25 protein-coding genes, 1 tRNA gene and 1 pseudogene are annotated in these 25,380 nt (G+C 56.7%); 13 read left to right on the top strand and 14 right to left on the bottom strand.

Going from position 1 to position 25,380, the window contains the following annotated elements; all coding sequences use genetic code 11:
- Positions 1 to 124 precede the first annotated feature (124 nt).
- Positions 125 to 201: transfer RNA gene (locus GWL_RS12530), tRNA-Met, on the top strand.
- Here the strand turns inward: GWL_RS12530 and GWL_RS23030 are convergent.
- The 10 genes from GWL_RS23030 to GWL_RS12500 all read right to left on the bottom strand — a co-directional run bounded on the left by GWL_RS23030 (position 158) and on the right by GWL_RS12500 (position 6,264).
- The gene (locus GWL_RS23030) at positions 158 to 1,744 is read right to left on the bottom strand and encodes a recombinase family protein (protein ID WP_085943571.1); all 1,587 of its coding nucleotides are present in this window, start codon (positions 1,742 to 1,744) and stop codon (positions 158 to 160) included. The genes GWL_RS12530 and GWL_RS23030 overlap by 44 nt on opposite strands.
- Entirely contained in the window at positions 1,716 to 1,913 is a 198-nt protein-coding gene (locus GWL_RS23410; RefSeq protein WP_157174239.1) for a hypothetical protein, read from the bottom strand. The genes GWL_RS23030 and GWL_RS23410 overlap by 29 nt, the downstream gene beginning before the upstream one ends.
- A 165-nt stretch (positions 1,914 to 2,078) precedes the next feature.
- Complete coding sequence (locus GWL_RS12525; protein ID WP_008330651.1) at positions 2,079 to 2,429, bottom strand: hypothetical protein; 351 nt, start codon at positions 2,427 to 2,429, stop codon at positions 2,079 to 2,081.
- Positions 2,426 to 2,572 carry a hypothetical protein gene (locus GWL_RS23650; protein ID WP_008330650.1) on the bottom strand — a complete coding sequence of 49 codons (147 nt, stop codon included), beginning with the start codon at positions 2,570 to 2,572 and terminating at the stop codon, positions 2,426 to 2,428. The genes GWL_RS12525 and GWL_RS23650 overlap by 4 nt, the downstream gene beginning before the upstream one ends.
- The gene (locus GWL_RS12520) at positions 2,569 to 4,620 is read right to left on the bottom strand and encodes a replication endonuclease (RefSeq protein WP_008330649.1); all 2,052 of its coding nucleotides are present in this window, start codon (positions 4,618 to 4,620) and stop codon (positions 2,569 to 2,571) included. Before GWL_RS12520 ends, GWL_RS23650 begins: the two co-directional genes overlap by 4 nt.
- Positions 4,621 to 5,051: 431 nt before the next feature.
- Complete coding sequence (locus GWL_RS12515) at positions 5,052 to 5,273, bottom strand: hypothetical protein (protein ID WP_008330648.1); 222 nt, start codon at positions 5,271 to 5,273, stop codon at positions 5,052 to 5,054.
- Positions 5,274 to 5,376: 103 nt separating this feature from the next.
- On the bottom strand, positions 5,377 to 5,622 hold the full coding sequence (locus tag GWL_RS23020) for an ogr/Delta-like zinc finger family protein (RefSeq protein ID WP_006465440.1): 246 nt from the start codon (positions 5,620 to 5,622) through the stop codon (positions 5,377 to 5,379).
- The gene (locus GWL_RS12510; protein WP_034337065.1) at positions 5,613 to 5,813 is read right to left on the bottom strand and encodes a hypothetical protein; all 201 of its coding nucleotides are present in this window, start codon (positions 5,811 to 5,813) and stop codon (positions 5,613 to 5,615) included. The genes GWL_RS23020 and GWL_RS12510 overlap by 10 nt, the downstream gene beginning before the upstream one ends.
- Complete coding sequence (locus GWL_RS12505) at positions 5,806 to 6,048, bottom strand: hypothetical protein (RefSeq protein ID WP_006461600.1); 243 nt, start codon at positions 6,046 to 6,048, stop codon at positions 5,806 to 5,808. Before GWL_RS12505 ends, GWL_RS12510 begins: the two co-directional genes overlap by 8 nt.
- Positions 6,049 to 6,063: 15 nt before the next feature.
- Complete coding sequence (locus GWL_RS12500) at positions 6,064 to 6,264, bottom strand: hypothetical protein (protein WP_008330639.1); 201 nt, start codon at positions 6,262 to 6,264, stop codon at positions 6,064 to 6,066.
- A 36-nt stretch (positions 6,265 to 6,300) separates the two neighbouring features.
- On the opposite strand from GWL_RS12500, the gene GWL_RS12495 reads away from it, so the two are divergent.
- Entirely contained in the window at positions 6,301 to 6,795 is a 495-nt protein-coding gene (locus GWL_RS12495; protein WP_237713568.1) for a helix-turn-helix domain-containing protein, read from the top strand.
- A 69-nt stretch (positions 6,796 to 6,864) separates the two neighbouring features.
- Positions 6,865 to 7,389, top strand: a complete 525-nt coding sequence (locus tag GWL_RS12490; RefSeq protein WP_134040406.1) for a hypothetical protein — start codon at positions 6,865 to 6,867, stop codon at positions 7,387 to 7,389.
- Between the two features lie 184 nt (positions 7,390 to 7,573).
- Here the strand turns inward: GWL_RS12490 and GWL_RS24110 are convergent.
- The 3 genes and pseudogenes from GWL_RS24110 to GWL_RS23895 all read right to left on the bottom strand — a co-directional run.
- Positions 7,574 to 7,872: pseudogene (locus tag GWL_RS24110) on the bottom strand (transposase); the annotation flags it as partial.
- Between the two features lie 160 nt (positions 7,873 to 8,032).
- Positions 8,033 to 8,281 carry a DUF1272 domain-containing protein gene (locus tag GWL_RS23015; RefSeq protein ID WP_006461603.1) on the bottom strand — a complete coding sequence of 83 codons (249 nt, stop codon included), beginning with the start codon at positions 8,279 to 8,281 and terminating at the stop codon, positions 8,033 to 8,035.
- Between the two features lie 113 nt (positions 8,282 to 8,394).
- Positions 8,395 to 8,574, bottom strand: coding sequence for an Lrp/AsnC ligand binding domain-containing protein (locus GWL_RS23895; protein WP_237713589.1), 180 nt, complete (start codon positions 8,572 to 8,574; stop codon positions 8,395 to 8,397).
- Between the two features lie 162 nt (positions 8,575 to 8,736).
- Between GWL_RS23895 and GWL_RS12480 the strand changes: the two genes are divergently transcribed.
- Genes GWL_RS12480 through arsH form a run of 4 tightly spaced genes read left to right on the top strand, consistent with a single transcriptional unit; the run spans position 8,737 to position 11,524 of the window.
- A complete protein-coding gene (locus GWL_RS12480) occupies positions 8,737 to 9,072 on the top strand; it encodes a helix-turn-helix transcriptional regulator (RefSeq protein WP_034337103.1) in 336 nt (111 codons plus the stop codon).
- A gap of 12 nt (positions 9,073 to 9,084) precedes the next feature.
- Positions 9,085 to 10,365 (top strand): arsenic transporter, encoded by a 1,281-nt coding sequence (locus GWL_RS12475; protein ID WP_034350750.1) that lies wholly within the window; start codon positions 9,085 to 9,087, stop codon positions 10,363 to 10,365.
- Positions 10,366 to 10,392: 27 nt separating this feature from the next.
- Positions 10,393 to 10,821: an arsenate reductase (glutaredoxin) gene (gene arsC, locus GWL_RS12470; protein WP_008330634.1), complete on the top strand. Its 429-nt coding sequence runs from the start codon at positions 10,393 to 10,395 to the stop codon at positions 10,819 to 10,821.
- The gene (arsH, locus tag GWL_RS12465) at positions 10,802 to 11,524 is read left to right on the top strand and encodes an arsenical resistance protein ArsH (protein WP_034337071.1); all 723 of its coding nucleotides are present in this window, start codon (positions 10,802 to 10,804) and stop codon (positions 11,522 to 11,524) included. Before arsC ends, arsH begins: the two co-directional genes overlap by 20 nt.
- Before the next feature lie 55 nt (positions 11,525 to 11,579).
- On the opposite strand, the gene GWL_RS23010 is transcribed toward arsH, so the two are convergent.
- Entirely contained in the window at positions 11,580 to 11,903 is a 324-nt protein-coding gene (locus GWL_RS23010) for a hypothetical protein (RefSeq protein ID WP_077236028.1), read from the bottom strand.
- 90 nt (positions 11,904 to 11,993) lie between these two features.
- Here GWL_RS23010 and GWL_RS23405 point away from each other — a divergent pair, with 90 nt between their 5' ends.
- From GWL_RS23405 to GWL_RS12445, 6 genes are all read left to right on the top strand, one after another.
- The gene (locus GWL_RS23405; RefSeq protein ID WP_151201292.1) at positions 11,994 to 12,290 is read left to right on the top strand and encodes a hypothetical protein; all 297 of its coding nucleotides are present in this window, start codon (positions 11,994 to 11,996) and stop codon (positions 12,288 to 12,290) included.
- Positions 12,291 to 12,704: 414 nt separating this feature from the next.
- The gene (locus GWL_RS12460; protein ID WP_034337074.1) at positions 12,705 to 13,082 is read left to right on the top strand and encodes a response regulator; all 378 of its coding nucleotides are present in this window, start codon (positions 12,705 to 12,707) and stop codon (positions 13,080 to 13,082) included.
- A 1,300-nt stretch (positions 13,083 to 14,382) separates the two neighbouring features.
- Positions 14,383 to 14,643: a hypothetical protein gene (locus GWL_RS23400; RefSeq protein WP_134040408.1), complete on the top strand. Its 261-nt coding sequence runs from the start codon at positions 14,383 to 14,385 to the stop codon at positions 14,641 to 14,643.
- A 487-nt stretch (positions 14,644 to 15,130) separates the two neighbouring features.
- Entirely contained in the window at positions 15,131 to 15,328 is a 198-nt protein-coding gene (locus GWL_RS12450; RefSeq protein ID WP_034337080.1) for a hypothetical protein, read from the top strand.
- Between the two features lie 497 nt (positions 15,329 to 15,825).
- Complete coding sequence (locus GWL_RS23395; RefSeq protein WP_157174238.1) at positions 15,826 to 16,131, top strand: hypothetical protein; 306 nt, start codon at positions 15,826 to 15,828, stop codon at positions 16,129 to 16,131.
- 355 nt (positions 16,132 to 16,486) lie between these two features.
- On the top strand, positions 16,487 to 25,048 hold the full coding sequence (locus GWL_RS12445; RefSeq protein WP_008330623.1) for a GH36-type glycosyl hydrolase domain-containing protein: 8,562 nt from the start codon (positions 16,487 to 16,489) through the stop codon (positions 25,046 to 25,048).
- The last annotated feature ends 332 nt before the right edge of the window (positions 25,049 to 25,380 follow it).

Genomic DNA, 25,380 nt, shown 5'->3' with positions numbered 1-25,380 from the left:
CGCTTGACCGGCTGGCTGGACGGTTGCAGGAAGCTGCAATGCGGTTAGGAGTGTATCACTGTAAAAAGATTGCAGAAAATGTTTGCATTCCCATTTTGGCTGTCCTATAATTGTGTTCTTCAGACGCGGGGTGGAGCAGTCTGGCAGCTCGTCGGGCTCATAACCCGAAGGTCGTAGGTTCAAATCCTGCCCCCGCAACCACCGATATAGACGGCCCGGCTACTTGCTTAAGTAGCTGGGCCGTTGCCATTTTGGCCCACACCTGATTGTCTTCCCTGAGCTCCAGCTGGATCGAGCCAAAGATATCGCCCAGGATCTTTCTGGCCATCAGAGGATTTTCCCGAAGCGCAGCAGTCAGATTCATCAGGATCTCGTTGAAGATGCTGGTCACATTGGGATTGCGCGCTGCCTCGCTCGCAGCTTTGAGCGCAAGCCTGCGCTGCAGTGAGCTGCGATCATTTTCGAGGGTCTTCAATTTCTCCGCCAGCGCCTCCGAGACACCGATCATCGTGATGGCATCAACCACTCTGCCGATCTCTGTCGTCAGCTGTGCTATACGTTTTGTTGTCTGAGAAACATCTTCCGTAGAATCTGTATTCTCCTTCAGCATCTCTTCAAAGGCCTTCTCGAACTCGGCAGCTGCCACCGGTGACAGTAGTTCTGCGCGGATGATCGAAATCAGTCTCTTTTCGACCAGTTCTCTTAGTATTGAAAATCCTTTGCACACGGCAGGGCCGCGATCCTTGGCAGCTGCACAGCCATAGCGCTCTGCATTGATCGCAACCACTGCTCCGCCGCAGTGCGGGCAGAGCATCATGCCCCCAAAGAGAGTCGTCGCAGGACGGACTTGGCGCTTGCGCCCATGCTCGTCCCTGCCAGCGTCGATGCGCTCGCGCACGCGGCGCCAGAGTTCGTCATCAATGATGCGCAGCTCTGGCAGGCTGGCCGTCTGCCATTCCTCTCGGGGTCGCTCTGTCCGCTGGCGCCGCCCGGTGTCGGGGTCTTTGATCCACTGAGACCTGTTCCAGACGTACTGCCCCACATACATCGAGTTATTCAAGATGCCCGAGCCTTTTACCGGGCTGCCATAAATCGCTGATACGGCCCACGTGCTGTCACGTGGCGATGGCACGCCCTGGTTATTCAGCTCATGTGCGATCCGCTGCACGCTGTTTCCTGCCGCATATTGCTCGAAAATCCAAACTACCCAGCGCGCCTGGTTTTCATTGATCTGGTACGTGCTCCCGCCATCAGCCTTCACAATGTCATACCCATAGGACTTACCTCCGGCGATGTAGCCTCGCTCCACTTGGCCGGCTTGGCCTCGATGCGTCTTGCTGCGCAGGTCGTCCAGGTATAGATCGTTAATCAGACCTCGCACGCCGCGCATTATCTTGCGGCCGCTATGCCGCGAGTCGTATCCGTCCGAAACGCCAATGATCCGGATACCTCGGTGCTCAAGCCGACGGACAATTTGCTCTTGCTCCACCTGATCACGTGCAAGCCGGTCGAGGCCTTCTACCAGTAGCAGATCGAAGCGGCCGGCGAGGGCATCGGCCAGCATTGCGTTACCTGCCGGCCGGCTTCCAACGGCAGTCGAGCCGGAGATGGCAGCGTCGCAGCGCTCGAATTCGACAGTAGCCCCCTCCCGATCTGCCCGAGTCCGGCATACTCGTAACTGGTCATCTAGAGAGGTCTCGCTCTGCTTGTCGCTACTATATCGTGCGTAGATCGTTGCCTTCATTACCATCTTGTGTCGTTGATGTTGCTGTATTGAGTGGGTTGCCGGTTAACCAGTTCTTCACCGCCTGGGCTGCAAGCATCCTGATTAATGGACGCATGTTTGAGTTTTTTTCAAGCATATCAGCAGTAAATGGGGAGCTTTGGTGTGAGCTCTGGGACTGTTTTTTCATCTCGCCTCCCGATATTTCTGCTTAGGTTGTTGATTCCGCCAACGGGCGGCGCGCGTCGCCAAGTTGCGGGGATGGCTGCTCATGCTCCGTCCTTCGACTTGGGGAACTTCGTTTGCCACCTGCTCGGCCAGTATTCGCAGAAGCTGGCCCCAGGCGGTTTGATTTTTAATTGCGGACATCCATTCTTCCCCTGTCGATAATGTTCGCGCTGTAGTCGCTCAGGCACAGACGTCTAGTTTCGCGGTTCGGGGTATTGCGGCGCAGGTCTCCGGCATCATCGCAAGTGAGGATGTCTGCCAACGGCACACCGCGGAACAACCCGGCCGGTTCGTTATCCAGCTCGACCCAGGCGAATCGCTCGCCATTGCCCAGGTGCTGACGAATGACCGACACATAGCCCGCTAGCACCCCATCGTCGGGCGTGTTGAACGTAATGCGGTCCAGGGTCTGCGGAGGCTGCATCACGAAGTCACGCGGCTTGCTGGTGGTTACATCGAATTTCACGGGCGCATTCATTGCTTCTTCTCCTTGGTGGCCGTTACAGAACACACGCCAAAGCGATCGACGGCGGCGGCGATCACGTCGCAGCTATGGGCTGCGATGGCGGTGTAGGAATGGCGTGCGCTGGCGGTGCGCACGACGACACGAAACGCGGTCATGGGGCGTTCCCTTTCGTTGGGTTGGGATCAATCGGAAGTTCGCTGACATCGAGCCGGCCGGCGCGCCAGTCCGCGACCTGGCGCGGTGTGCCGAGGCGCGAGGACTTGTCCGGCGCGGGTACTATGCGCGGCCAGGGGCATGCCTTAATGGCGTCCCATGAGGCCAGGGCCTGCCGCTGTTCGTCGGCCGTCATGGCCGGCGCCGGCCACGCTGGCCTGTCGTCGACCGTTGGCCGGGGCCATGGGCATGCGCCCAGGGCGAGCCAGGCGTGATCGATCTGCGCGGCTTGGTCGGGCTTGAACATGAGCGGTGCGGGCGCCGCCTTCGGCTCGAAGGACACATCGGCCGCAAAGGCAGGTGTGGCGGGCTGCGTACAGTTATTTACACGAGTCCAAGGGAACCCCGAACCCGCCGATGCGCGGGCGTCGTGCCCTTGAACTGGCGTCCATGTGTGACGAATGGATTTGAAAACCACCCCGACCATCTGGCGGCACTGGACGCCATAGGGCATCACGCGTTCGCACTCTTCATAGCGGCCAGTCACAGTCTTGGTTTCCGTGGCCAGCGTGACCATCAGATCGTCTCGCTTCACCAGCGCGCCACCTTGGGCACGCAGATAACTCGCCCAACATGCACGCTTCTCGCCCTCGACCTTTTGCACGGCATCCCAGGCAGCGGCCATGGCCGGCGGGGCCTGTTTGACCATATCTGCCGGCACGCGGCGTAGCTCGCGCCAGACGCTTACCGGTGCGCCACCCCATTGCTGGAACTGGCGAATGCCCCAGCGAGCGGCCCAGGCTTCTACACGGGCCGAGGGCGTTAGCTCACGATCCCCTGCCATGTCAGTGGTGATGAGATAACCCTCTTTGGTCTTGTGGTCGGCGACGCCATCGATGTTCTTGGCCACGTACTTAGCGATATAGCCAGCAGCACTACCTTTCGCCCAATCAATGCGTTTCACGTCCAGGCGGCGCTTGAATGCACCCGGTTCGCCGCGATCCACGCGCCAAGCGTATCGCTTCATGACGCGGATAGCGCGGCTGGCCACGTCCTTGACGTGCGGCGTGTTGTAGTCCGGCAGCGCGCGCACGAACACCAGCATGTGCCAGTGCGGGCACCCATCGTGATGCGGTTCAGCGATCCGGAATCCGTACAGGCCGATGCCGCGACGAGCCAACGCCGAGCGAGCCAGCGCGGTCATCTTGCCGAGGTACTTATTGGCGGTGCGCGGGTCGGAGCCGTCATATTTCGGATTCGGCTTGCCCGTATGCAGCGTGGCATGGAAGCGCGATGGGCACGACCAGGTGAGGAAAAGCCCTTGATCGTTGCACTCCTTTGCAATGACCTCGAAACCATTGATGCGCAGCATGAGTTCGCCGCGACGAATGGTCTTGTTTGCGGTCGTCTTTTCGGCCAGTTCAGCAATGCTGAATTCCTGGCCAGCCTCATTGCGCACCATCGTCGCTTCCAGAGCGGCGGCATTTCTTCTGTTCTGCGCCAGCCGAGAGAGTACGGCGTCATTACTGGCATAGGGCTCGCCGTGGTAATGCACATAGCCCAAGCGAATATTGCCGCCCTCAAAGGCACGGCCGACTACCTTACGCAGTTGCCGACGCCACCAGCGCGGATCCACGACACGCGCAATGATGGCACGTAGGTCGTCATCGTCCACGTCAGGCATGTCAACGCCGTAGTCGCTGCACTCTTGTTCGATGAGGTCGCGGGCGTGGGTGTCTGAAATCGCTTTCCACAAAACCTTCTTGACGTTCTCGGCGGCTTTCTCGGCCGTGGCGCAAATATCGGCATCATCCTGCGACAGATCTACTCCGGCCGGCACGTACTGCTCAGCGAACTCGCGGACGAATTGAACGGCGACCGGTTCAAAAATCTTGTTCCAGTGCCATACCGACATCAGTTCCAGGGCCTGGCTCACGACACGTCCGCGCCACTTCAGCGGAATACGTGCCAGTTCCCCGGCAAACTGGTGCGACTCGACGAAAGCCCGATGGCGACGCCGTGTCTTGGCATCGACTGTTCTAGACTGCATTGAGAGCTCTTTCATACGTCGTAATGGCACGCAGCACCGCATGGCGCATGGCCAAGCGTTCAGCTTCTGTGAAGGAGTGAATAGGGCATTCCCAGCGATCCGCGGAGAGTCCCGCCAGGGCGAGGATGTGTCGACGCACTGGCTTGGGCATCGCTGCCCAGGAATAAGCAATCCCGGTTTGGAGATTGGGGCGCCTGCGATTGCGCAAGAGTGAGATGGATTTCTCTAGCTCAGCCTTAGCGGCTTCATTGCCGGGAGGCGTGGGCACCCATGCCGCGCGCTCGCGCAGCAGGTCCGATGCCGGACGGAATGACGCATGGTCCTTAATTCGTGCACCGCGCATCATTACCCTCGCACCAGCCCGAGAGCCGCCAGAAGAGATGGTGCAAGCAACAGCAGAGCAGCGATTCCATGAGCGATCACAGTACGCATTACCACACTCCCATCAGGCCGCCGAGACGCTGCAAGCGCTGGACGAGACGGGCGGAAATAACGTTCTTCCCTTGCCAGATCACATTCCACTGCAGTTCGTCCTGCAGCACGGCCTTGCGCTGCAGCATGCGTTGGGCGCATTGAAATTCTTTGATGTCGTCGCCCATGCGAAGCCGCAGCGAGGCGAGTGCAAGCGTTGTCTGTTGCTGATCGAGAGCCATGTGAGGTTTCTTTAGGGTGAGCGAATCCCGCGTGCGCCCAAAGGCGCACGACAGGTCTTAGTCAACTTGGGGTTCAGCGACCGGCTAGGCGGTCACCAGTAAATCAGGCAGTACCTGTTCCTTGGGGGGCAAGGTACGCACGGGGCGAGATGGGAAGGCTCACCTCGGGATTGGGCATGGCCGACAGGGAAACGGTACGAGAAATCTCCAGCGTGGCAACGAAGGTATGGCCGCAATCGACGTTCTGGCATCGATAGGTGATTTCCTTCATCAGCGTGGACATGGTCCGGCTTTTGGCTGCACGCACAGGGCTTTGGCAATGAGGGCACGGCAGGCTGATTACACGCATGTTGTTTTTTCTTCCTTGATGGCATAGAGTGCACGCCCCTTGCCAGTAACACGTTTAATGCCTTCTCGAACAGATTGCGCTAGAGCGAACTCAGCGGCCTGTTCAATCGTGTCGAAGCCTTCTCGCATCATGATCACTTCCAGGGCTTCGACTAACGCAGGGTGGGTGAACGGCAGTTCGATATCAGGCATTGCGAGGCACTGAAAAGTGGCTCGTGAGCGCCTTGGCTTGCACGTTCTGCTCGGATAAGATCGGCATCGAATAGGATTGCGCCAGGGCGATGGCCTGATGCATCAACAGATCATGGGCCAAGGTGGCCAGGTTTTCGCCTTGGTACTGTGCCAGAGCCTTCATGATGTCGTAATTGTCATCGTTGACGCGCACTACGATGCGGCGATGACGGATTTTGCGGGGATCATCGTACATGGCGGTCTCCGATGCTCAAGCCCGTCCGGCTTTGACGTCGTTGTCGTAGGCGGCCATGCCGCGCAAGATCAGCAGGCGCACGAATGAAGAGCGCGTACGCAAATCCTGGCGTGCCAGCTCAGCCAGTCGTTTTTCTTCATCAGCTTCAAGGCGAAAGGTAACGGCCACCGAGGTATCGGTATGGGGGCGGGATACGTGCTTGGAGAGGGTAGGCATATGGGATAATCGTTGTACACGTCACTTAGCAATGACGTGAATATTAGTTCTCAAAAACGTACCTGTCAAACAAATATTTGCGTAATGAGTACCTTTGGTCAAAGATTAAAAGATGAGCGTAAGCGCCTAGGCCTTACTCAACCGGAGTTTGCTGCCGTCGGTGGGGTGGAAAAGGGAGCGCAAATCAATTATGAGCAAGACAAGCGCTTTCCAGGCGCGGACTATCTAATTGCCGTTGCAGCGCTTGGTGTTGACACTCAGTATGTTTTACTTGGTGTTCCGGCTTCCGACGGGTTGACGGAAGACGAATCGGAGCTTCTGGTGGGATATCGGAAGTTGGATCTTCGTGCGAAGGCCCGTGTTCTTGGCGTGGTCGAAGGAGCGAGCGATACAGACAAACCTGCGTCCGTTCCCAAAGGTCGAGCGAACATCACCATTCACGGCGGCGTCGGACAACAAATTCACGGGGAGACCTTTAAGAAGGTCGTGGGCCCTCAGATGGTCAAAGCCCCGTCTAAGAAAAAGTCATGAAATGGAGTAGTGCCTCTTCGATGTGATAGATGGCTGCGTTGAGGGTTATTTTTACGAAGTAGGGTGGTAATGGTAGGGAAAATTAATATTCGCGGAAACGTTTCTCAGCTCATCAATGGGAATGTGCATAGTATCAGTGGCCCAACGACCATTGGTACTCGGAATTCGAGTGAAGTAATAGACGCGGAAGATCCTCCACGGATCACTGAATTCCAGCGGAAAAGAATCAACGTATTAGTGAAAGAGTTGTCTGCCATTTCCGGTGAAAAGGAAGTCGAAATTTATAAGGTCTTTATGAAAGACTTTGGAATTCGATATTTCCGCGAGCTCCCGATTGAGCATTATTCGACCGTGAAAGAAACGCTAGAGGAATGGATTTCGGCTGGTGCTGCCAAAGCAGGTCCGGTTGCGGTGCCAGAGGTGGTGAAAGCACACAGTGAAAGAGTGCAACATCAACTTGGATGTCCGGCTTGCATTGAAAAGGACGCATCTTTCGGACGTGCTCAAAGGGAGATAATCGCGCTGCGAGTTTTGGCTTTTGCGCTCGCGCTGTTATGCGGATGGCTGCTCTACAAGATACCAGCTCAAATGTAGTTTTGACTGGGTACTGGTGAGAGCCTTATCGTTTTTATAGTTACTAGCGACTTTAATTTTGTTAGCTGTGCCTGCGGTAATGTTGATATCAGCGCATTTCGAGGTGGTGCCTGTATTGTTCTCCCGCCACCCGTCGGCTCAAGTCCAAATAACGACATGCCTTGTGCTGCGATAGCTCCCGTCACGTATTGCTTTCCAGTGCTTCGTGCCGACCGCGGTGGCCATCATTTTTCGGTTTGCCCACTTCAAGCCATTGGCAGCAACTGCTCGGTTACCAAGCGTTTAAGCTTGTCGTTTTTGGATTCTAGATTTCTGAGTCACTACGCATGCGAGACATCTATACCGCAAAACTCATTTCTGCAGCGGTAAAAATCCTGCTCCGTAATGTTGTGCCGTTTGGCACAGATCTACTGTCGGAATCCATCTGCTCTCGGCTTCCTTCAAGATGCTGATGATCTGTTCGTCCGTAAATGCATTCTTCATTGAGTTTTCCTTGGCGTTAGCATAGATAACTCAAGTATCGGTGATTAGAAAAATCATCTCAGGTCAGTCAAGCCTGGCTATTTTGGTCAACTAGCAGGTTGCCGTGGTGGGAACGGTCACAGCCGTCCAGAATCTACGCAGAGCGGCTTGTCGCGTACCTTTAAGCACTCCCTTTACAACCGCCTTGCTTGAACACTCGCTCAGTCGTTGCTGGACTATTCACGAGCTTTTCCACGGGCCTTCGAGGACGTGCGACCAGTTCGCCGCCGCAATTAGGGCAACTGCCTTTCAATATGTCGATAGTGCAATCAGTACAGAAGGTGCATTCGAAGGAACAAATCCTTGCCTCAGTCGATTCTGGCGGGAGGTCTTTATCGCAGCATTCACAGCTGGGCCGTAATTCAAGCATTTTTTCTCCGTTGCGGAACAACTTTTTTGCCGAATAGAATATCTCAAGAGTGTAGACGAAGATCTGCTGGGGACTCGGATCATAGTTATCACAGACCCGATGATAAATGAGATTCAAGTTCTCGAAACGATAGCTTTCGATGGGTAACTTGCCAAAATTACTGAAGTAGTAACAGGCTCAAACTTTGCCAAGGTGTCGATAGCGGCTTCCAGCTGCGCCATCTCTTCAACCAGGATCCGAACAAGAAAGCAATCTTCTCCGGTGATGCGGTGGGCATCAATAATCTCGGGCATTGTCACGAAGGTAAACAAGCAGCGTTTGATCTCCGCGTGCGTCTTCCACAGGCCTGAGTGGCAGATTTTTACAGCAGCGCATATTGGTTTGGTGCGGAAAATTTTATTGCACAGGCCTGTCATTTCAATAATAATTGAAATATCGAATTAATGAGGCAGGCCATGGAAACAAAATCCGTTATCGCCGCGCTTAGCGCGTTGGCCCAAGAGTCCCGTCTGGGCATCTTTCGCCATCTGGTTCAGGTCGGGCCGGACGGCTGTGCAGCGAGCAAGATTGGCGAGGCGCTTGACATCGCACCATCTTCGCTGTCCTTTCACATGAAGGAGCTGTCACACGCAGGCCTGGTGACGTCGCGGCAGGAGGGGCGTTTCGTCATCTATGCGGCCAATTACGACGTCATGAACGAGGTTCTCGGCTTTCTCACCGAGAACTGCTGCGGTGGCAATCCCTGCTCTCCAGTTAGTGCACGCTGTCCACCATCAGCTGCTACTACTTGATGCGGAGTAAGCATGCTGGTAGCGTTTTTCATTTTCCTGATTACATTGGTGCTGGTCATTTGGCAGCCCCGGGGTCTGGGCATTGGTTGGAGCGCTTGCGGAGGCGCAGTCGTGGCGTTGTCCTTGGGCGTAATCCATTGGGCTGATATTCCAACGGTGTGGCACATCGTCTGGAATGCTACTGCGACCTTCATTTCCATCATCATCATCAGTCTGCTGCTGGACAAGGCTGGTTTTTTTGAATGGGCGGCGCTTCATGTGGCTCGCTGGGGAAGAGGTAACGGCCAGCGCCTGTTCGTATTGTTGGTCCTGCTGGGCGCCACTGTATCGGCGATCTTTGCCAACGACGGTGCCGCACTGATCCTGACGCCCATCGTCATTGCCATGCTTCAGGCGCTGCGGTTCTCGCCGCAAGCGACCCTAGCTTTCGTTATGGCGGCGGGCTTCGTCGCTGACACAGCCAGCTTGCCGTTGGTGGTATCAAACCTGGTCAACATCGTTTCGGCCGATTACTTTAAGCTCAGTTTTGCGCAGTATGCCGGCGTCATGGTCCCGGTCGACCTGGCCGCGCTAGCCGCTACGCTTTTGGCGCTTTTTTTCTTCTTCCGCAAGGATATTCCAAAGAATTACGACGTTTCGCAGCTAGACGCCCCGGCTACGGCAATACGTGACAAAGCTACCTTTACAGCTGGCTGGTGGGTGCTTGGGCTGCTCCTCCTGGGCTTCTTTTGGCTGGAAGGCTTGGGTGTTCCTATCAGCGCGGTAGCCGCCGCTGGCGCGTCGATTCTTCTCGCAGTGGCCGCACGGGGGCATGTGATCGCGACGAGAGAGGTGATCAAGGGCGCACCGTGGCAGATCGTCTTCTTCTCCCTCGGCATGTACCTGGTGGTTTATGGCCTGCGTAACGCGGGACTGACGAATCTGCTGACACAGGTACTGAATGGTCTGGCGGAACAAGGGCTCTGGACCGCAACGCTGGGAACCGGCTTCGTGACGGCAATCTTGTCTTCCATCATGAACAACATGCCGACCGTGCTGGTCGGTGCACTATCCATCGACGCCACAACGGCGCATGGCGTGGTACGCGAAGCCATGGTCTACGCCAACGTGATTGGCTGCGACCTCGGGCCGAAGATCACGCCAATCGGCAGCTTGGCGACCTTGCTTTGGCTACACGTGCTTGACCAGAAGAAACTGTATATCTCGTGGAGATACTACTTCCGCGTCGGTGCTGTACTCACGATGCCAGTGCTGCTTGTCACGCTCGCAGCGCTGGCGATCCGCCTCCAATAGAACCTAACACATCACCCTGGAAACGTCATGACCACCATCTATCACAATCCTGCTTGCGGTACATCCCGTAACACTCTGGCCATGATCCGCAATAGCGGGGAAGAGCCAACTATCATTGAATATCTGCAGCATCCGCCAAGCCGGGAGCAACTGGCAAAGATGATCAAAGATGCCGGGCTGAGCGTACGCGGGGCGATTCGCCAAAAGGGCACGCCCTACGCGGAGCTGGGACTGGATAAGCTCGATCTTACGGACGACAAGCTGCTGGATGCCATGCTGGCGCACCCCATCCTGATCAACCGGCCGTTTGTGGTGACAACCAACGGCACTCGCCTGTGCCGCCCGTCGGAGCTGGTGCTGGATATCCTGCCCAATCCGCAGCAGGGGCCATTTACCAAAGAGGACGGTGAAGTCGTGGTCAACGCGGAGGGACAACGTGTCGCACCGGCTCAGTGACCTGCCGAACATCACGGCAGGCGAGTTCCAGGTCCCGGCGATTGACGGCTTTAAAGAAGTCGGCGCATCTAGCCATCGGCCGCGCTTCCTATTGCTTTACGGCTCCATCAGGGAGCGCTCATACAGCCGGCTGTTGACGATGGAAGCGGCACGTCTGCTGGAGGCATTTGGCGGCGAGGCCAGGATTTTCGATCCGCGCGGCCTGCCCTTGCCCGACGGCGAGCCGGATACGCACCCGAAAGTTGTAGAGCTGCGCGACCTGGCCAACTGGTCCGAGGGAATGGTCTGGTGCTCACCCGAACGCCACGGCGCCATGACCGGCATCATGAAAGCACAGATCGACTGGATTCCGTTGTCGCAAGGGGCGATTCGGCCGACCCAGGGTAAAACGCTCGCCGTAATGGAAGTATCGGGTGGCTCCCAGTCATTCAACGCGGTCAATCAGATGCGCGTGCTCGGACGCTGGATGCGGATGCTGACGATTCCAAACCAGTCGTCGGTCGCCAAGGCATACCAAGAATTCGACGATGCCGGCAGGATGAAGGCTTCGCCCTACTATGAGCGGGTCGTCGATGTAATGGAGGAGCTTTTCAAGTTCACCCTGCTGACTAGAGATGTCTCACCGTATCTGACCGACCGCTACAGCGAACGGAGGGAAGCTGCGGCAGATTTGGAAAAGCGTATGAGCCAAGAAAAATTGTAGCTGGCGTTTCACCATTGCAGAATGCCTACTCTTGGCTGGGAGAAGATATTCCATCCTATTCGTAAGTCTTCCCCATTAACAGGATATCGGCAACCTTACGCCAGGGATTTATTGAAACTTCATAGAAATGGGGACCATTTCTTGAATTCTCCACCCAACGAACGGAGGCATTTAGAAATGCACCGATATTGCCGTTCTTCCAGCCCAATACACCCGAAGAGTATGGTGATGGAAGTAAAGCCGCGTGTAATTCAGTTTCTGCGAACCAGTCTGCGGAGAGTACATTCAGAAAATTGATGAAACTCACTTCATCCACCACAGCATCTCGTGCAGACTCAAGTTGTCTCTCCATTTCTTGTTTGATGTATTTCGCGCTCATCTAATATCCTCGTCACATAGCCCGCTTCTGGGCGATAAGCCGTAGCTTCCGATGCCAAGCCGCTATGGGTAATCCAAGGCGGATTCCCCCATGTCCTATTTTCTACCTGACTGGCCGTTTTTTGACTACCAAACGATGTCTGGAGGTAGATATGGTTTGCTTAATGTTTGCCTCACATTATCGATTATTGGCTGTGTATTCGTGACTATTTTGCTTGTTGGAAATGGGCGCTACATAGACAGTAAAGCATCTGACGGAGCCCGCCATATGAGTGCAGAAAAATGGCACATAACGATCACTACCAAGGAGCTCATCCAGGAAAACGCAGCGGGCGAGAATGAAGAACACTCGAACAAGGGGCAATTGGGCGCGGTCACCAGATGCTAATGTGGCGGGAAAAGTCGCAGCCGGTTATGAGCTGTCTGAGCCGTCGCAATCGAGAATCGCTCAGGCTAGTGAGTCGGACATACGCCGATAGCCGAAGCCCGGGAGCTCTTACGCTGCCGCGATGAATTACTACGTGTGGCTCCGATCCTTTTCAGGTTGTAGCAACTGATAATCCTCTAGACCTGCGAAAGTGCAACTACTTCTGCGCACGCCTTTAACGGGACATCATTTCTAGGTTATTGCTATTTGATGCGCTCCCCACAGAGCTTCATCCATTAATCCTACGTGTCTGTCGGAGATAGATTCTCCGTTTTAGCGAATTGCCTGATGTTCATAAGGCAGATTTTTTCTCATACTATTAGTAGCCCTCTGATATCCGACTCTGGACCCATGGCCACTATTTGGGAGGGGGGCATGGACGGATTGTTTCGAGGGCGCACAATATTACTTGTCGAGGACAATGTCGATGTTCGGACCATCTTTTCAGAGGTGTTTAAAAATGAGGGTTACCGCGTTCTGGAAGCTACAAACGGTCGAGAAGCCTATGACCTAATGATGGGGTCTGATGATTCTGTGAACGTTGTTTTGACAGATTTGCGAATGCCGATCATGGATGGGTTCGAGTTGGCGACCTTACTCAAAAATAACCCGCGATTTTCTTCCATTCCGATTGTTCTCCTGAGTGCGACCCCTTTGAAAAACTCTTGGAGAGCATTGGAGGTTTTTGACGCGTTGCTTGTAAAACCCTGTCTCTTCGCTGAAGTGGTCTCGACCGTTAAAGCTGTTCAGTAGAAGGGATTCTATATAGCTCACTTTTAGTTTCTGTTATCGTTGCGTAGGTCCTCGGGTGCTTCACGCGATGGGCCCGACCGTAAAAAATCGAAGATCGGCCCTAAAAATTACGCGAGATCACTTCGTCTTAGCTTCGTTTCTTCTCTTGCATCTTCGACGAGCCGTCTAATAACAACCCTCCTTCGTAAAATTTCTGCGTGAACCGTTGAGCTCATCGGCATAGTTGTTGTTAGCTCTTTGAGGCTGGCAGTGCTTTCGTTAAATCGCTTCTTCATTAGATCTCCTATTGAGAGGTGCCATTTGAACACGATTTCTGCGCCCTTTACTGCGTCGGGAAAATAATTGGACAGGAGCATGTCTCGACGCTATCACTATGATCCCACCGATAGAAAAATAAATGAGGTGCATTTCCGTTTTAGAGAAGTAATGGGAGTAAGGTCTGTGCATCCCTTTGCGAATCAAGGCTAGGTAAAAAGCTCGCTTGATTCGTTTTCCCCATCCCGACTCTGCCGCCTCTTCAGTTCACTGAGTCCCTCCGTTGAGATGCTTTGCTATCTTTCCAATTGGAGAATCATATGAACAAGATGAATCGCTTTCGAATGACGGAGCCGGTTCCCGATTACCAAAATTTTCTGGTTGCGGGAAGTGCCCTCTACGTAGACTATTCGGGGCAGCTTGCGGATATCGAATGCATTCAGCAAGTTCTTGAGGACCTCGCGCGTAGTCGTGGAAAGACAAACGACCTTTGTAACCCAAGGCCTCCCATTTCGTCTGAGGACTAGAGCGCGAAAGTGCGCATATACATCGTCCGCAAACCGGTTTTAGTATTCCGAATTTGGTGCCGCCACCTTGCTTGGGGCCAGAAGTTTGGCTCTCGCCAAAACTTTCTTGAAGTTGAGCGAAGGCATCGAGCGTCTTATTTCATTCACCTGTTCCTGCCTGGAGGAAGAAATGCGAAATTACTCTAATGGCCGCTTTAACAGCGACGAAATTGTGGAAGCAATAGATAAGCATCGACGAGAACACGGCGACTGTTATTTTGAAAATAACGAGATCAAAGACTCCACAACTCTTAGTGCAAAGGCGCAGAGCTTTCGTGAAAAGAAGCTAGGGTGGCCGATGAGTCCGAACAGCTTTCGACGGGTCACGTCGGTAAAGATTAAAAAATAGCTGAGAAATTGAAATGAAATCTCGGATTGTGACGCCTATTTTTGGGTGCCGCCGAACCGATGGGCAGCCCATGCGGAGGATCTTCCCAGACCTGAAACTCTTATACATAGACAATACACAAAGGACGAATATGTCAGATACCAAACTACCTGTGGATCAAAGAAACGAAGGCCGAGAACATTTGTCGCCACGCGGACATCCGCAGCAGCATCAAGGGCATAAACCGAACCAAGAGCAAGTAGGGGGGGGCGAGGATCGCATTCGTAAACCGGCTAGCGATGTCGAACGTAATGGCTCCCAATCTCAGCAGCAAGAAGCCGCTAAAGGGCTATATGAAAAGCCTAATAAAGACCACCTTACATTGGTGAAAAAAACAGTTTCCCGCGACTGATCTTGCAACGGCTGGCTGTGAAGCATCCGTGGACTAAGTAAAGGTTAGGTATGGAGAGAAATTGATCGATGCCGAATATCGGCTTGCGAACTTCCAGGGCGAATTCGAATAAAAATACTATCCCAGGTAGCCGACCAAGTCGCCAGAAATGCCACCCTAACTCAGGATTCTTATGTCCATTTTTCAAAATGTAGACAGCTCCGGAAACTTTTCCTACGAGCTCAGATATTCGCACCACTCAGATGGGTGGCAAATGAATAGCATTTCGATTCAACGACGCGATCATCAGATTTTTTCAAAGAAGAATCTCGCAGGAGTTTACCGCGCGGAAGCGGTATTGCTTGAGCAGGGCGTCAACATGTGCGAAGCGGTAATTACACGTTTTAATCTGAAGCCGATTTTGCATGCATAGTAGTTGTACGCGCCTTTGTAACCTTTGATGGTATTGCCTGAGTCCAGTGCGATATCCCTATGAGTAGGAGAAGTTATGAGCAAGGTAAACCGGTGGCGTGAGTTTTCTTTCATAAAGACTGTTTCCTCACCAGAAAAAGGTATTGAGGCGGACTTGTCGACGAGAAATGATGAGAAATTGGCTGCCAGCCAAATCTTCGGAGCCGACGCTGTTCGAGATCAACAAGCAATCTTAGCAGCTGAGTCGGAAGGACTAGCGATTCAAGTGGACTAGATCTCGTCCGTTATCCGTCGGACAGAGAGCCTCAATTGTTGCCCTTGTCTTTCACGTCATTTTTCATTCATTAATATGGATGGACAGCATTTTAATTGAATGATTTTCGCGATCAAATATCGCGACAACGGACATCGCGGCCTGTTCCATTGAATCCTTAACCTGACCGCGATACGAAAGAATGATCGTGTCAAACTTCAATAAGACCCAAGGCTCTCATCGACTGGAGCAGCAAGGATTTACTCCCCATAAGGAGAAGACGTCGAGATCTAACGATGGTCGCTATTCTTCACGCGATGGCGAGAAGAGAAAGCAAGAGCAAGCTGATCAGCAAAGTGACGCTGGCCCACGCCGCTATGAAGGGGGTGACATCTATCGAAGGAACTACATGAGAGAGACCGAGAAGGCTGATCGCTCGCGGTAATGTTGTATGTGGGCAGGCAGTCCAATTTATTAAAGGGGCCGCAGTTGCGGCCTTTTTAAATGAGGAGATTGACATGCGATTTCATTTCGAAGATAGAGGCCATGAGGCTGGCTTCGTATGGCTGCGGATTGGGAAGATCGAGGTTATTGAAGTAACTAGTGGTTTAGGAAGCAGCCGCACACGAACAGAGTTTCAAATTCGAAACGCACCTATCAATCTAGAAAGTCAGATTATCGTCTGTCGAAAAGCAATAGCTCAATTTATTCGTGAATCTACGGGCTCAAAGGAAATGTCGATTTCAATTTTCGATGAATCGATTGAGCCGTGGAAAGGACAATTGTTTGCGATAACCCCGCTGGATGATCATCTCGATGTGTAAGTGAATCGCTGATCCAGGCCCTTTCCTGACGCACACGCCAGCAATTTTTGTTGAATGGTTGTGCACCTTGCCCGTGATAACGGGCCGATATCCCAATAGTAGGAGTTTCCCATGGCAGAAAAAGAGCAAAAGCGCGGCAACCGAGAGCCGAAAAAACCTAAGAAAAAACCAGTGCCAGCAGTCCCGGTGCAGCGCGCTCATCAAGGACTGTAGTGAAAACGGTTCTTAATCATAAAAATCCTGACAACCGCTGGGCCACATCGCCTAGCCTTTGCCCCCGGGGCTATACGGCCTAGCTTCTTCACGGCGGGTTTATCGCGGGGCGTCTCTCCCCGCGGTGCCCTGAAAGGCCAACATGCGCCGATTTTTTCAATTTGCGTCCCAACGCTCCGCCCCAGATCCGTGGGCCGATACCGCACCTGTGCGCGAGGAACTGTTCGGCATCGAGCGCCTAGAGCAGCATGCGCGCAGCCTCGCGACGGCTCAGTTAGTTAGCATCCATCCACCTCGGGTTCGGTCGTTGCACAATCGGTTGCGCGAAAACGCCGTTGATCTGCTGCTGGCCTATCGCGCAGGTGCCGCAGAAGTGGCTGCTGGACGCCGTGTAGTCCCGGCCGCTGAATGGCTGCTGGATAACTATCACGTTGTTGAAGCGCAGGTGCGCGAGATTCGCACTGACCTACCGCCCGGCTACTATAGGCAGTTGCCCAAGCTGGCAGATGGTCCGTTGGCGGGCTATCCACGCGTCTTCGGAATTGCGTGGGCATTCGTCGCCCACACCGACAGCCACTTCGATCCTGCCGTCCTCCGCCGCTTTATTGCAGCCTACCAGGAGGTCCAACCACTGGACATCAGCGAACTATGGGCTGTGGCGATCACCCTACGTATCGTGCTGGTGGAGAACTTGCGCCGATTGGCCGATCAGATCACTGTCGGACGCGCGGCGCGCGCCGATGCCCAAAGGCTCGCCGACCGCTTGCTGGAACCGGGCGCAGCCTATGCCGCGTTGAACCAGGATATCGCCACGCGCGCGAGCAGCCCTGTGTCCGAACTTTTCGCGGCACAGCTCGCCAAGCGTCTGCGCGACCAGGACCCGCGCGTCACGCCTGCCCTACAGTGGCTGGATGAGCGTCTGCGTGACCAGGGCACGGATGCTGACCAGGCTATCCTGCATGCACAGCAGCGTCAGGGTGCCTCCAACGTCTCGGTGCGCAACGTCATCACCAGCATGCGCCTGATGTCTGATATCGACTGGGCAGATATGTTCGAGAGCACTAGCTTAGTGGACACGCGTCTGCGCGCTAGCAGCACCTTCGCGGAGATGGATTTCCCCACACGCAATCGCTACCGTACGGCGATCGAGCAACTGGCTCGGGGATCACCGTTATCCGAACTCGCTATTGTTGAGCGAGCGTTGGCGCTGGCGCAGGCGGCTTCGCCGAAGTCGCCCGAGCTTCTCGTCCAGAACTCCAGCAGGATAGATCCCGGTCATTACCTGATCGCCGAGGGACGCAGCGAATTAGAGCATGCCATCGGATTCCGGCCGCCACTGGTTCTTCGCATCGACCGTTTTAGCGTCCGCGTGGGGCTTAGCGGATACGTGACCGCCATCCTCGCGCTTGCGGCCATGCTGCTGGGTCTCGCGTTCTGGGCCATGTTTGGCATCGGCAGCTTGACGATAGCTCCCACAGGGCTGCTGGCGGTGCTCGCGATGGCCGCATTCATTCCCGCGACCGAGGTAGCCACAGCGCTGGTCCAGCGCGCAATTGCGTCCCGCGCTGGCGCAGTGACGCTCCCGGCTTTGGCGCTGGCCGACGGGGTTCCAACCCATTTGCGCACACTAGTTGTCGTGCCCACGCTGCTCTCCGGCGAGGCGGAACTGCGCCGGCATATCGAGAGCCTTGAAGTTCACCATCTGTCTGGTGCCGGTGGTGACCTATCTTTTGCTCTGCTATCGGACGGCCTTGATGCAGATTCGGAAGTGCTAGACGGCGACGCCTACCTGATCGGCATTGCGCAGGATGCCATCGACGCACTTAACCAACGGTATGGACCAGCACCAGGTGGTAAGCGCTTTTACCTGTTGCACCGGCAGCGCCGATTCAACGCAAGCGAAAACCGATGGATGGGATGGGAGCGTAAGCGTGGAAAGCTCCATGAACTCAATCGATTATTGCGCGGCGCAACTGACACCAGTTTTATGTCGCTGGGTGGTGCTGCCGACAAAGCTCATCAACCCGAGATCCTTGCCAGAGTGCGCTACGTCATCACGTTGGACGCCGACACCCGACTGCCCCGTGACGCAGCGCTGCGCCTGATCGGCAAGATGGCTCACCCCTTGAACTGTGTGCGCTGGAACAATGCTGAACAGCGTGTAGTGGGCGGTTACGCCATCTTGCAACCACGCGTGACACCAACACTGCCATTGGGCCGCGAGGGATCGTTCTATCAGCGCATTTCGGCCGGTTCGGGTGGCATGGACCCCTACGCGTCCGCCGTGTCTGACGTTTACCAGGACCTTTTCGGTGAGGGATCCTACACCGGTAAAGGCATCTACGACGTCGATGCCTTCGAGGCAGCGCTTGCTGGTCGTATTCCTGAGAACACGATGCTTAGCCACGACCTGTTCGAAGGCGTGTTCGCTCGCGCGGGGCTTGCCTCGGACGTCGAAGTGGTCGAAGAATTCCCTGCCCGCTACGACGTCGCTGCCAGGCGCCAACACCGCTGGACGCGCGGCGACTGGCAACTCATGCCCTGGATACTCGGGCGACGCCATTCAGGTGCGACCCTACCGCCAGTGGGCCGCTGGAAAATGATCGACAACTTGCGGCGCTCCCTGCTGGCGCCCACGAGCCTACTGGCTCTAGCGCTGTGCGCTTGGTTGCCCTGGCCTCAATCATTACAAGCCATGGGGATGCTGGTACTGGCACTGGCAGTGCCGTTCTTTCTGCCCCACATCTCCGGACTAGCGCCAACGCGCGCGGGCATCGGGCTGGGTAGCCAACTACGCCGGTTGGCCAGCGATCTTCGGTTAGCCGTAATGCAGACACTCTGGACGCTAGCTCTGCTTCCGGATCAGACCTGGCGCACGATGGATGCTATTACGCGTACCCTGATCAGACTCTACGCGACGCATCGGCATCTGCTGGAATGGACAACCGCAGCCCAGTCCGCCGCTCGCCCGCGCCCCGGTATAACTGGCTTCTATGGCCAGATGGCCGGTGGCGTGCTGTTGGCCCTAGTATTCGCCATGGGCGTTAGCGTGTTCTTTCCTGCAGCATGCGCAATTGCGTTGCCGCTGTCGGCGCTCTGGGTCGCAGCGCCGGTCTTGGCCTGGCGCGTCAGCCGCCGTCCGCCGATCGTGACACCCGGTGCGCCCGAACTCACAGATACCTTGGCCCTGCGGCTTACTGCACGTCGCACTTGGCGTTTTTTCGAAACCTTCGTGACGCCGGCTGAGCACATGCTTCCACCGGACAATTTTCAGGAAGATCCGAAGCCAGTGATCGCTCACCGCACCTCGCCTACCAACATAGGCTTGTACTTGCTGTCGACGGTGGCGGCCCGCGATTTTGGCTGGGCTGGTGCCCTGCAGACTTGCGAGCGCCTGGAAGCGGCTTTCGTCAGCTTGCAGACATTGGAAAGGTTCCGAGGCCATTTCTACAACTGGTATGACACGCGCACGAACCAGGTGCTTGCACCGGCCTATGTGTCGTCTGTGGACAGCGGTAACCTCGCCGGCCACTTGATCGTACTGGCTAATGCCTGCGAAGAATGGATGGGTGCGTCGCTGTCGACGGATTGGACGGAGGGTGCGAGCGACGCACTCGCGCTAGCCCGGGAGTCGGCGTCTGCTAAACCTTCGACCCAAGGGGCACAGGGACAGCGACTGCTGAGCGTTCTTGCCGAGATCGAGGCAGGGTTCCACGATCCTGCCAGCATGCCACTTCCGGTATTTCAGCGCCTGGCCGATAAGGCGGCAGAAGAAGCGCAGGCGCTGGTCCCAGCAATACAAGCGGAAGGTGACGACCTGCTATTCTGGACCAATGCGCTGCAAGGGCGGATCGAGCAACAGGCACGCGACGCTAAGTCATTCGGCGTCGCGGCGAATGCTATCGATGCCCGCTGGCAGGCGTTGGCGCAACAGGCGCGTGCGCTAGCGCTAGGGATGGACTTCGCCTTTTTGTTGGATCCTGAACGCAAACTGCTTTCCATAGGTTATGCCGCAGTGGAGAACGTGCTCGATCCCAACTGCTACGACTTACTAGCCTCTGAGGCGCGACTAGCCAGCCTCTTCTCAATCGCCAAGGGCGACGTATCCACGCGCCACTGGTTCCGCTTGGATCGGACAGCCATCCCCGTAGGACGTGGATCGGCCCTGGTATCTTGGTCAGGGTCGATGTTCGAGTATCTGATGCCCTCGCTGGTGATGCGCGCACCGGCAGGTAGCCTACTGGAGCAGACCAATCGCCTGATCGTGCAGCACCAGATGGCCTACGGTCGGCGGATGAGCGTGCCGTGGGGCATCTCCGAGTCGGCGTACAACGCTCGCGACCTGGAATTCACTTACCAGTACTCCAACTTTGGCGTGCCAGGCCTGGGCCTAAAACGGGGGCTGGCTCAGGATCTGGTGATCGCGCCTTACGCGACCGGTCTCGCTACCATGGTCGATGCACCGCTCGCACAACGCAACTTTGAGTACCTGCAGACGCTTGGTGCGCTCGGGCGCTATGGCTTTTACGAGGCGCTGGACTTCACCCGTGCCCGCCTGCCCGGCGGGTCGCAGGTCGCCATCGTACGCAGCTTTATGGCGCATCACCAGGGCATGACACTTGTCGCAATCGCCAATACGCTCCAGGGCGCTCGCATGCGGGAACGCTTCCATCGTGAACCGATGATCCAGGCCTGCGAATTGCTGTTGCACGAGCGTATGCCGCGCCTCGTCTCTGTGGCGCGTGCGCGCGCTGAAGAGGTGCTGTCTGGCGCAACCAATCCACATGGTGACTTACATGCGGTACGGCACATAGACCCGTCTGTTACGGCGGCCCCTGCTACGCACCTGCTGTCCAACGGGCGTTATGCCGTCATGCTCACCGCAGCGGGTGCTGGCTACAGCCGCTGGCGTGAGTTGGCTGTGACGCGCTGGCGCGAAGACGCGACCCGCGACGACTGGGGCGCCTACGTCTATCTACGTGACACGGATACCGGTCAGATATGGTCCGCTGCGGCGCAGCCGCTGGCCATGTCACCCGACAGCTACGAGGTAGTCTTCGCCGAGGATCACGCCGCCTTTACGCGGCACGACGGCAGCCTGACGACCACAATGGAGGTGCTGGTGTCCGCCGAAGTTGACGGCGAGGTACGCCGCGTCACAGTCGTCAATACAGGCCGCAAGACTCGTGAAATCGAACTCACCTCTTACTCTGAGGTGGTGTTGGCGTCGCCCGCGGGTGATGATGCCCATCCGGCCTTCTCCAAGATGTTCGTGCAGACTGAATATCTCCCAGAGTTCGGTGCCCTAATCGCTACGCGACGCCCTCGCGGGCCGCACGAGCAGCGGATCTGGGCCGCACACTTCGCCGTGGTCGAAGGCATCGTCACGGCACCCGTGCAGTACGAATCCGACCGGGCACGGTTCCTGGGCCGAGGTCGTACATCCGCCACGGCGCAAGCCATGGCGGACGGAGCCATGCTGTCTGGTACGGCCGGTACGGTACTCGATCCGGTTTTCTCGGTGCGACACCGCGTGCGTATCGCGCCCGGTCGTATGGCGCGCCTGGCCTTCTGGACGCTGGTGGCGCCTACTCGCGAAGCGCTACTGGAATTGGTGGACCAGCACCATGACCGTAGCGCCTTCGAGCGTGCTCGGACCTTGGCCTGGACCCAGGCCCAGGTACAGTTGCGACACATCGGCGTCGAAGCCGACGAAGCCGCAGACTTCCAGCGGCTGGCGGCACCTATCCTCTATGCGGATACACGCTTCCGCCCACCGGCCGAGGAGATCGCTCGTGGTGCAGGCCCGCAGTCGGGCTTGTGGCGGCACTCGGTCTCCGGCGACTTGCCAATCGTGGTGTTGCGAATCGATGACATCGAGGATATTGCTCAGGTGCGCCAACTACTTCGTGCGCACGAGTACTGGCGAATGAAGGGGCTGAGCGTCGATCTGGTGATCGTTAATGAGCGAGCTTCCTCTTATGTGCAGGATCTGCAGTCCGCTATCGAAACGGCCGTGCGCCGGAGCCAGTCGCCCCTTCGACCACACGACGAGACGATAGCCCAGGGGGTGGTCCATACACTGCGCGCAGATCTGATGGATGTGTCAGCCCGGGCCTTACTGCATTCAGCAGCTCGCGTGCTGCTGCTAGCGCGTCGGGGCGACATCGCTCGGCAAATCGGTCTCCTGCCGGAGACGGTGCACTACGCGAGTGCGGCGCTCGAATTAGCTACCTATACCCAATCTTCCAACCTGACGAGGCAGGGGCAGAGCACAGACACGGCGCGGCTGGAGTTCTTCAACGGACTCGGTGGCTTCGATCAGGACGGTCGCGAATACGTCACCGTACTCACCGACGGACAGACCACCCCCGCCCCCTGGATCAACGTCATCGCCAACCCTGCCTTCGGCTTCCAGGTCTCGGCCGATGGCAGCGCAAGTACTTGGGCTGGTAACAGCCGTGAGAATCAACTTACCCCATGGTCCAACGATCCAGTGATCGATCCGACCGGCGAGGCGTTCTTCGTACGAGACGAGTCGAGCGGCGAGCTCTGGAGCCCTACAGCGCAGCCAATCCGCGACGGCGGTACCTACGTTGCACGCCACGGTCATGGCTATAGCCGCTTCACGCACGAGGCGCACGGTATCGCGCTTGAACTGCTGCAGTTCGTGCCACTGGACGACCCAATTAAGGTGTCGCGCCTCACCTTACACAATCTCAGCCCACAGACGCGGCGCCTATCCGTCACGGCCTATGCAGAATGGGTGTTGGGCGCCTCGCGTGCGGTTTGCGCACCCTTCATCCTTACCGAGATCGATGCAGCCAGCGGCGTGCTGCTGGCGCGCAATCCCTGGAGCACAGCCTTTCCGGGTAGAGTCGCTTTCGCCGATCTCGGGGGCCGGCAGACCGCTTGGACCGCTGACCGTAAGGAATTCCTTGGCCATCGCGGCAGTCTGGCGGCACCCGCTGCATTGCAGAGCCAGGCGTCCCTATCCGGTACGGTGGGTGCGGGCCTGGATCCCTGCGCTGTGCTGCAGTGCAGCCTAGTGCTGCGGCCCGGCGAGTCGGTAGACATCATCGCTCTACTCGGGCAATGCGGCAGCGCGCAGGAAAGTTTGGAACTAGCGGCGCGCTGGCGTGAGACTGATCTGGAGGCCGAACTGCAGCGGGTGCGTGACCATTGGGAAGGGCTGCTCGGTGCCGTGCAAGTGCGCACGCCAGACCGCGCGATGGACATCCTGCTCAACGGTTGGCTTCTCTACCAGACGCTGGCCTGCCGCATCTGGGCCCGCTCGGCGTTCTATCAGGCCAGCGGTGCCTACGGCTTTCGAGACCAACTGCAGGATGGCATGGCGCTCACATTCGCGCGGCCTGAAGAAACGCGTCAACACTTGCTGCGCGCTGCAGGCCGTCAGTTCCTCGAAGGTGACGTGCAACATTGGTGGCTGCCGCATTCGGGCCAAGGCGTGCGCACGCGAATCTCGGACGACCGCATCTGGTTGGCTTTCGCCGCGGCCAGCTATGTGATCGTCTCGGGCGATACAGCGGTACTTGACGAATCCATCGCCTTCCTGGACGGCCCCGCGCTGCAGGTAGGCGAACATGATGCCTTTTTCCAGCCGATGCCTGCAGGCATCTCTACAACGCTGTTTGAGCACTGCGCGCGCGCATTGGACCAGAGTATCGACCTCACTGGCGAATTAGGGCTGCCGCTGATGGGGACCGGCGATTGGAACGATGGCATGAATCGTGTGGGCCAGGAAGGCCGGGGGCAGAGCGTTTGGCTCGGCTGGCTGCAGGTACGCACACTGATCCTATTCGCTCCTCTGGCAGAGGAACGCGACCCCACTCGTGCCGCGCGCTGGCGGAGCCATGTCCAATCTGTGACGGCCTCGCTGGAGCGCGAGGCCTGGGACGGCGCCTGGTATCGGCGCGCCATATTCGACGATGGCACGTGGCTGGGCAGCCGCCACAGCGAGGAATGCCGCATCGATTCGATCGCCCAATCCTGGGCCGTACTGTCAGGAGTCGCCGATCCTGGCCACGCACAGATGGCGATGGACTCGCTGCGCTCGCACCTGGTGCTGCCAGAGGCGGGGCTGGCGTTGCTCTTTACCCCACCTTTTGACCACACACAGAGCGACCCTGGCTACATCTTGGGTTACCCGCCGGGCTTACGTGAGAATGGAGGTCAATACAGCCACGCGGCCATGTGGGCCATCCTAGCGTTCACGCAGTTACGCGGCGACCCGCAGGCGGGCGAGCACGCCCATGCCCTGTTCGCTCTGGTCAATCCTATCAACCATGCTCGGACACCTGCTCAGACGGCGCGCTACCGCGTGGAACCGTACGTGGTGGCTGCGGATGTGTATTCGGTATCGCCGCACGAGGGCCGGGGCGGCTGGACCTGGTACACCGGTGCCGCCGGCTGGATGCACCGTGCGGGTATGGAGGGGATTCTAGGCATTCGCCGCGAAGGCGAGGTGTTAATCCTCGATCCGTGTATTCCAGCCGGATGGCCTGGCTTTGAGGCAAAAATCGTCTTGGGTGCGGCACGCTACATCATCCAGGTCGAATCGCCGGGGATGCGCTGCGTCGGTATCTCGGCAGCTGAACTGGACGGCATGCCACTCACCTGCGATGGTGGCGCATTGCGAGTGCCCGTCACACCGGGTGAGCATCGGCTGGTGGCTACGGTGTGAAGGTATGCTTGTCCCACTGACCCGGCAATGAAAGCCAGCAGAAAGCGGCTTCGACTTGTTCTTCACCGCCTTCGGGTGTCCATGTATTTTTTCTCTGACGAGTAACGGACCAGCCTCTCAAATGCGACAAACTCGTCGATGCTGGCCCAGGCCAGATCTGTGGCTCACCAGGTCATCGCAGCCCGTACATGCGGGAGAGATTATTAAAACAACAACTTTAAAGCGTATCGGAGTCGGCGCGCGCAGTTGCCCCCACCCCGCGCCTGCCCGCTACATAGGTCGGTTTTGACTCAAATTTGCGTCAGGCGCCGAAGCTTGCCCATCCTGGCCCG

Source organism: Herbaspirillum sp. GW103 (assembly GCF_000261365.1).
Lineage (GTDB): Bacteria > Pseudomonadota > Gammaproteobacteria > Burkholderiales > Burkholderiaceae_D > Herbaspirillum.
The sequence above is the reverse complement of the archived record's forward strand: the minus strand, read 5'-3'. Positions and strand labels throughout refer to the sequence as shown.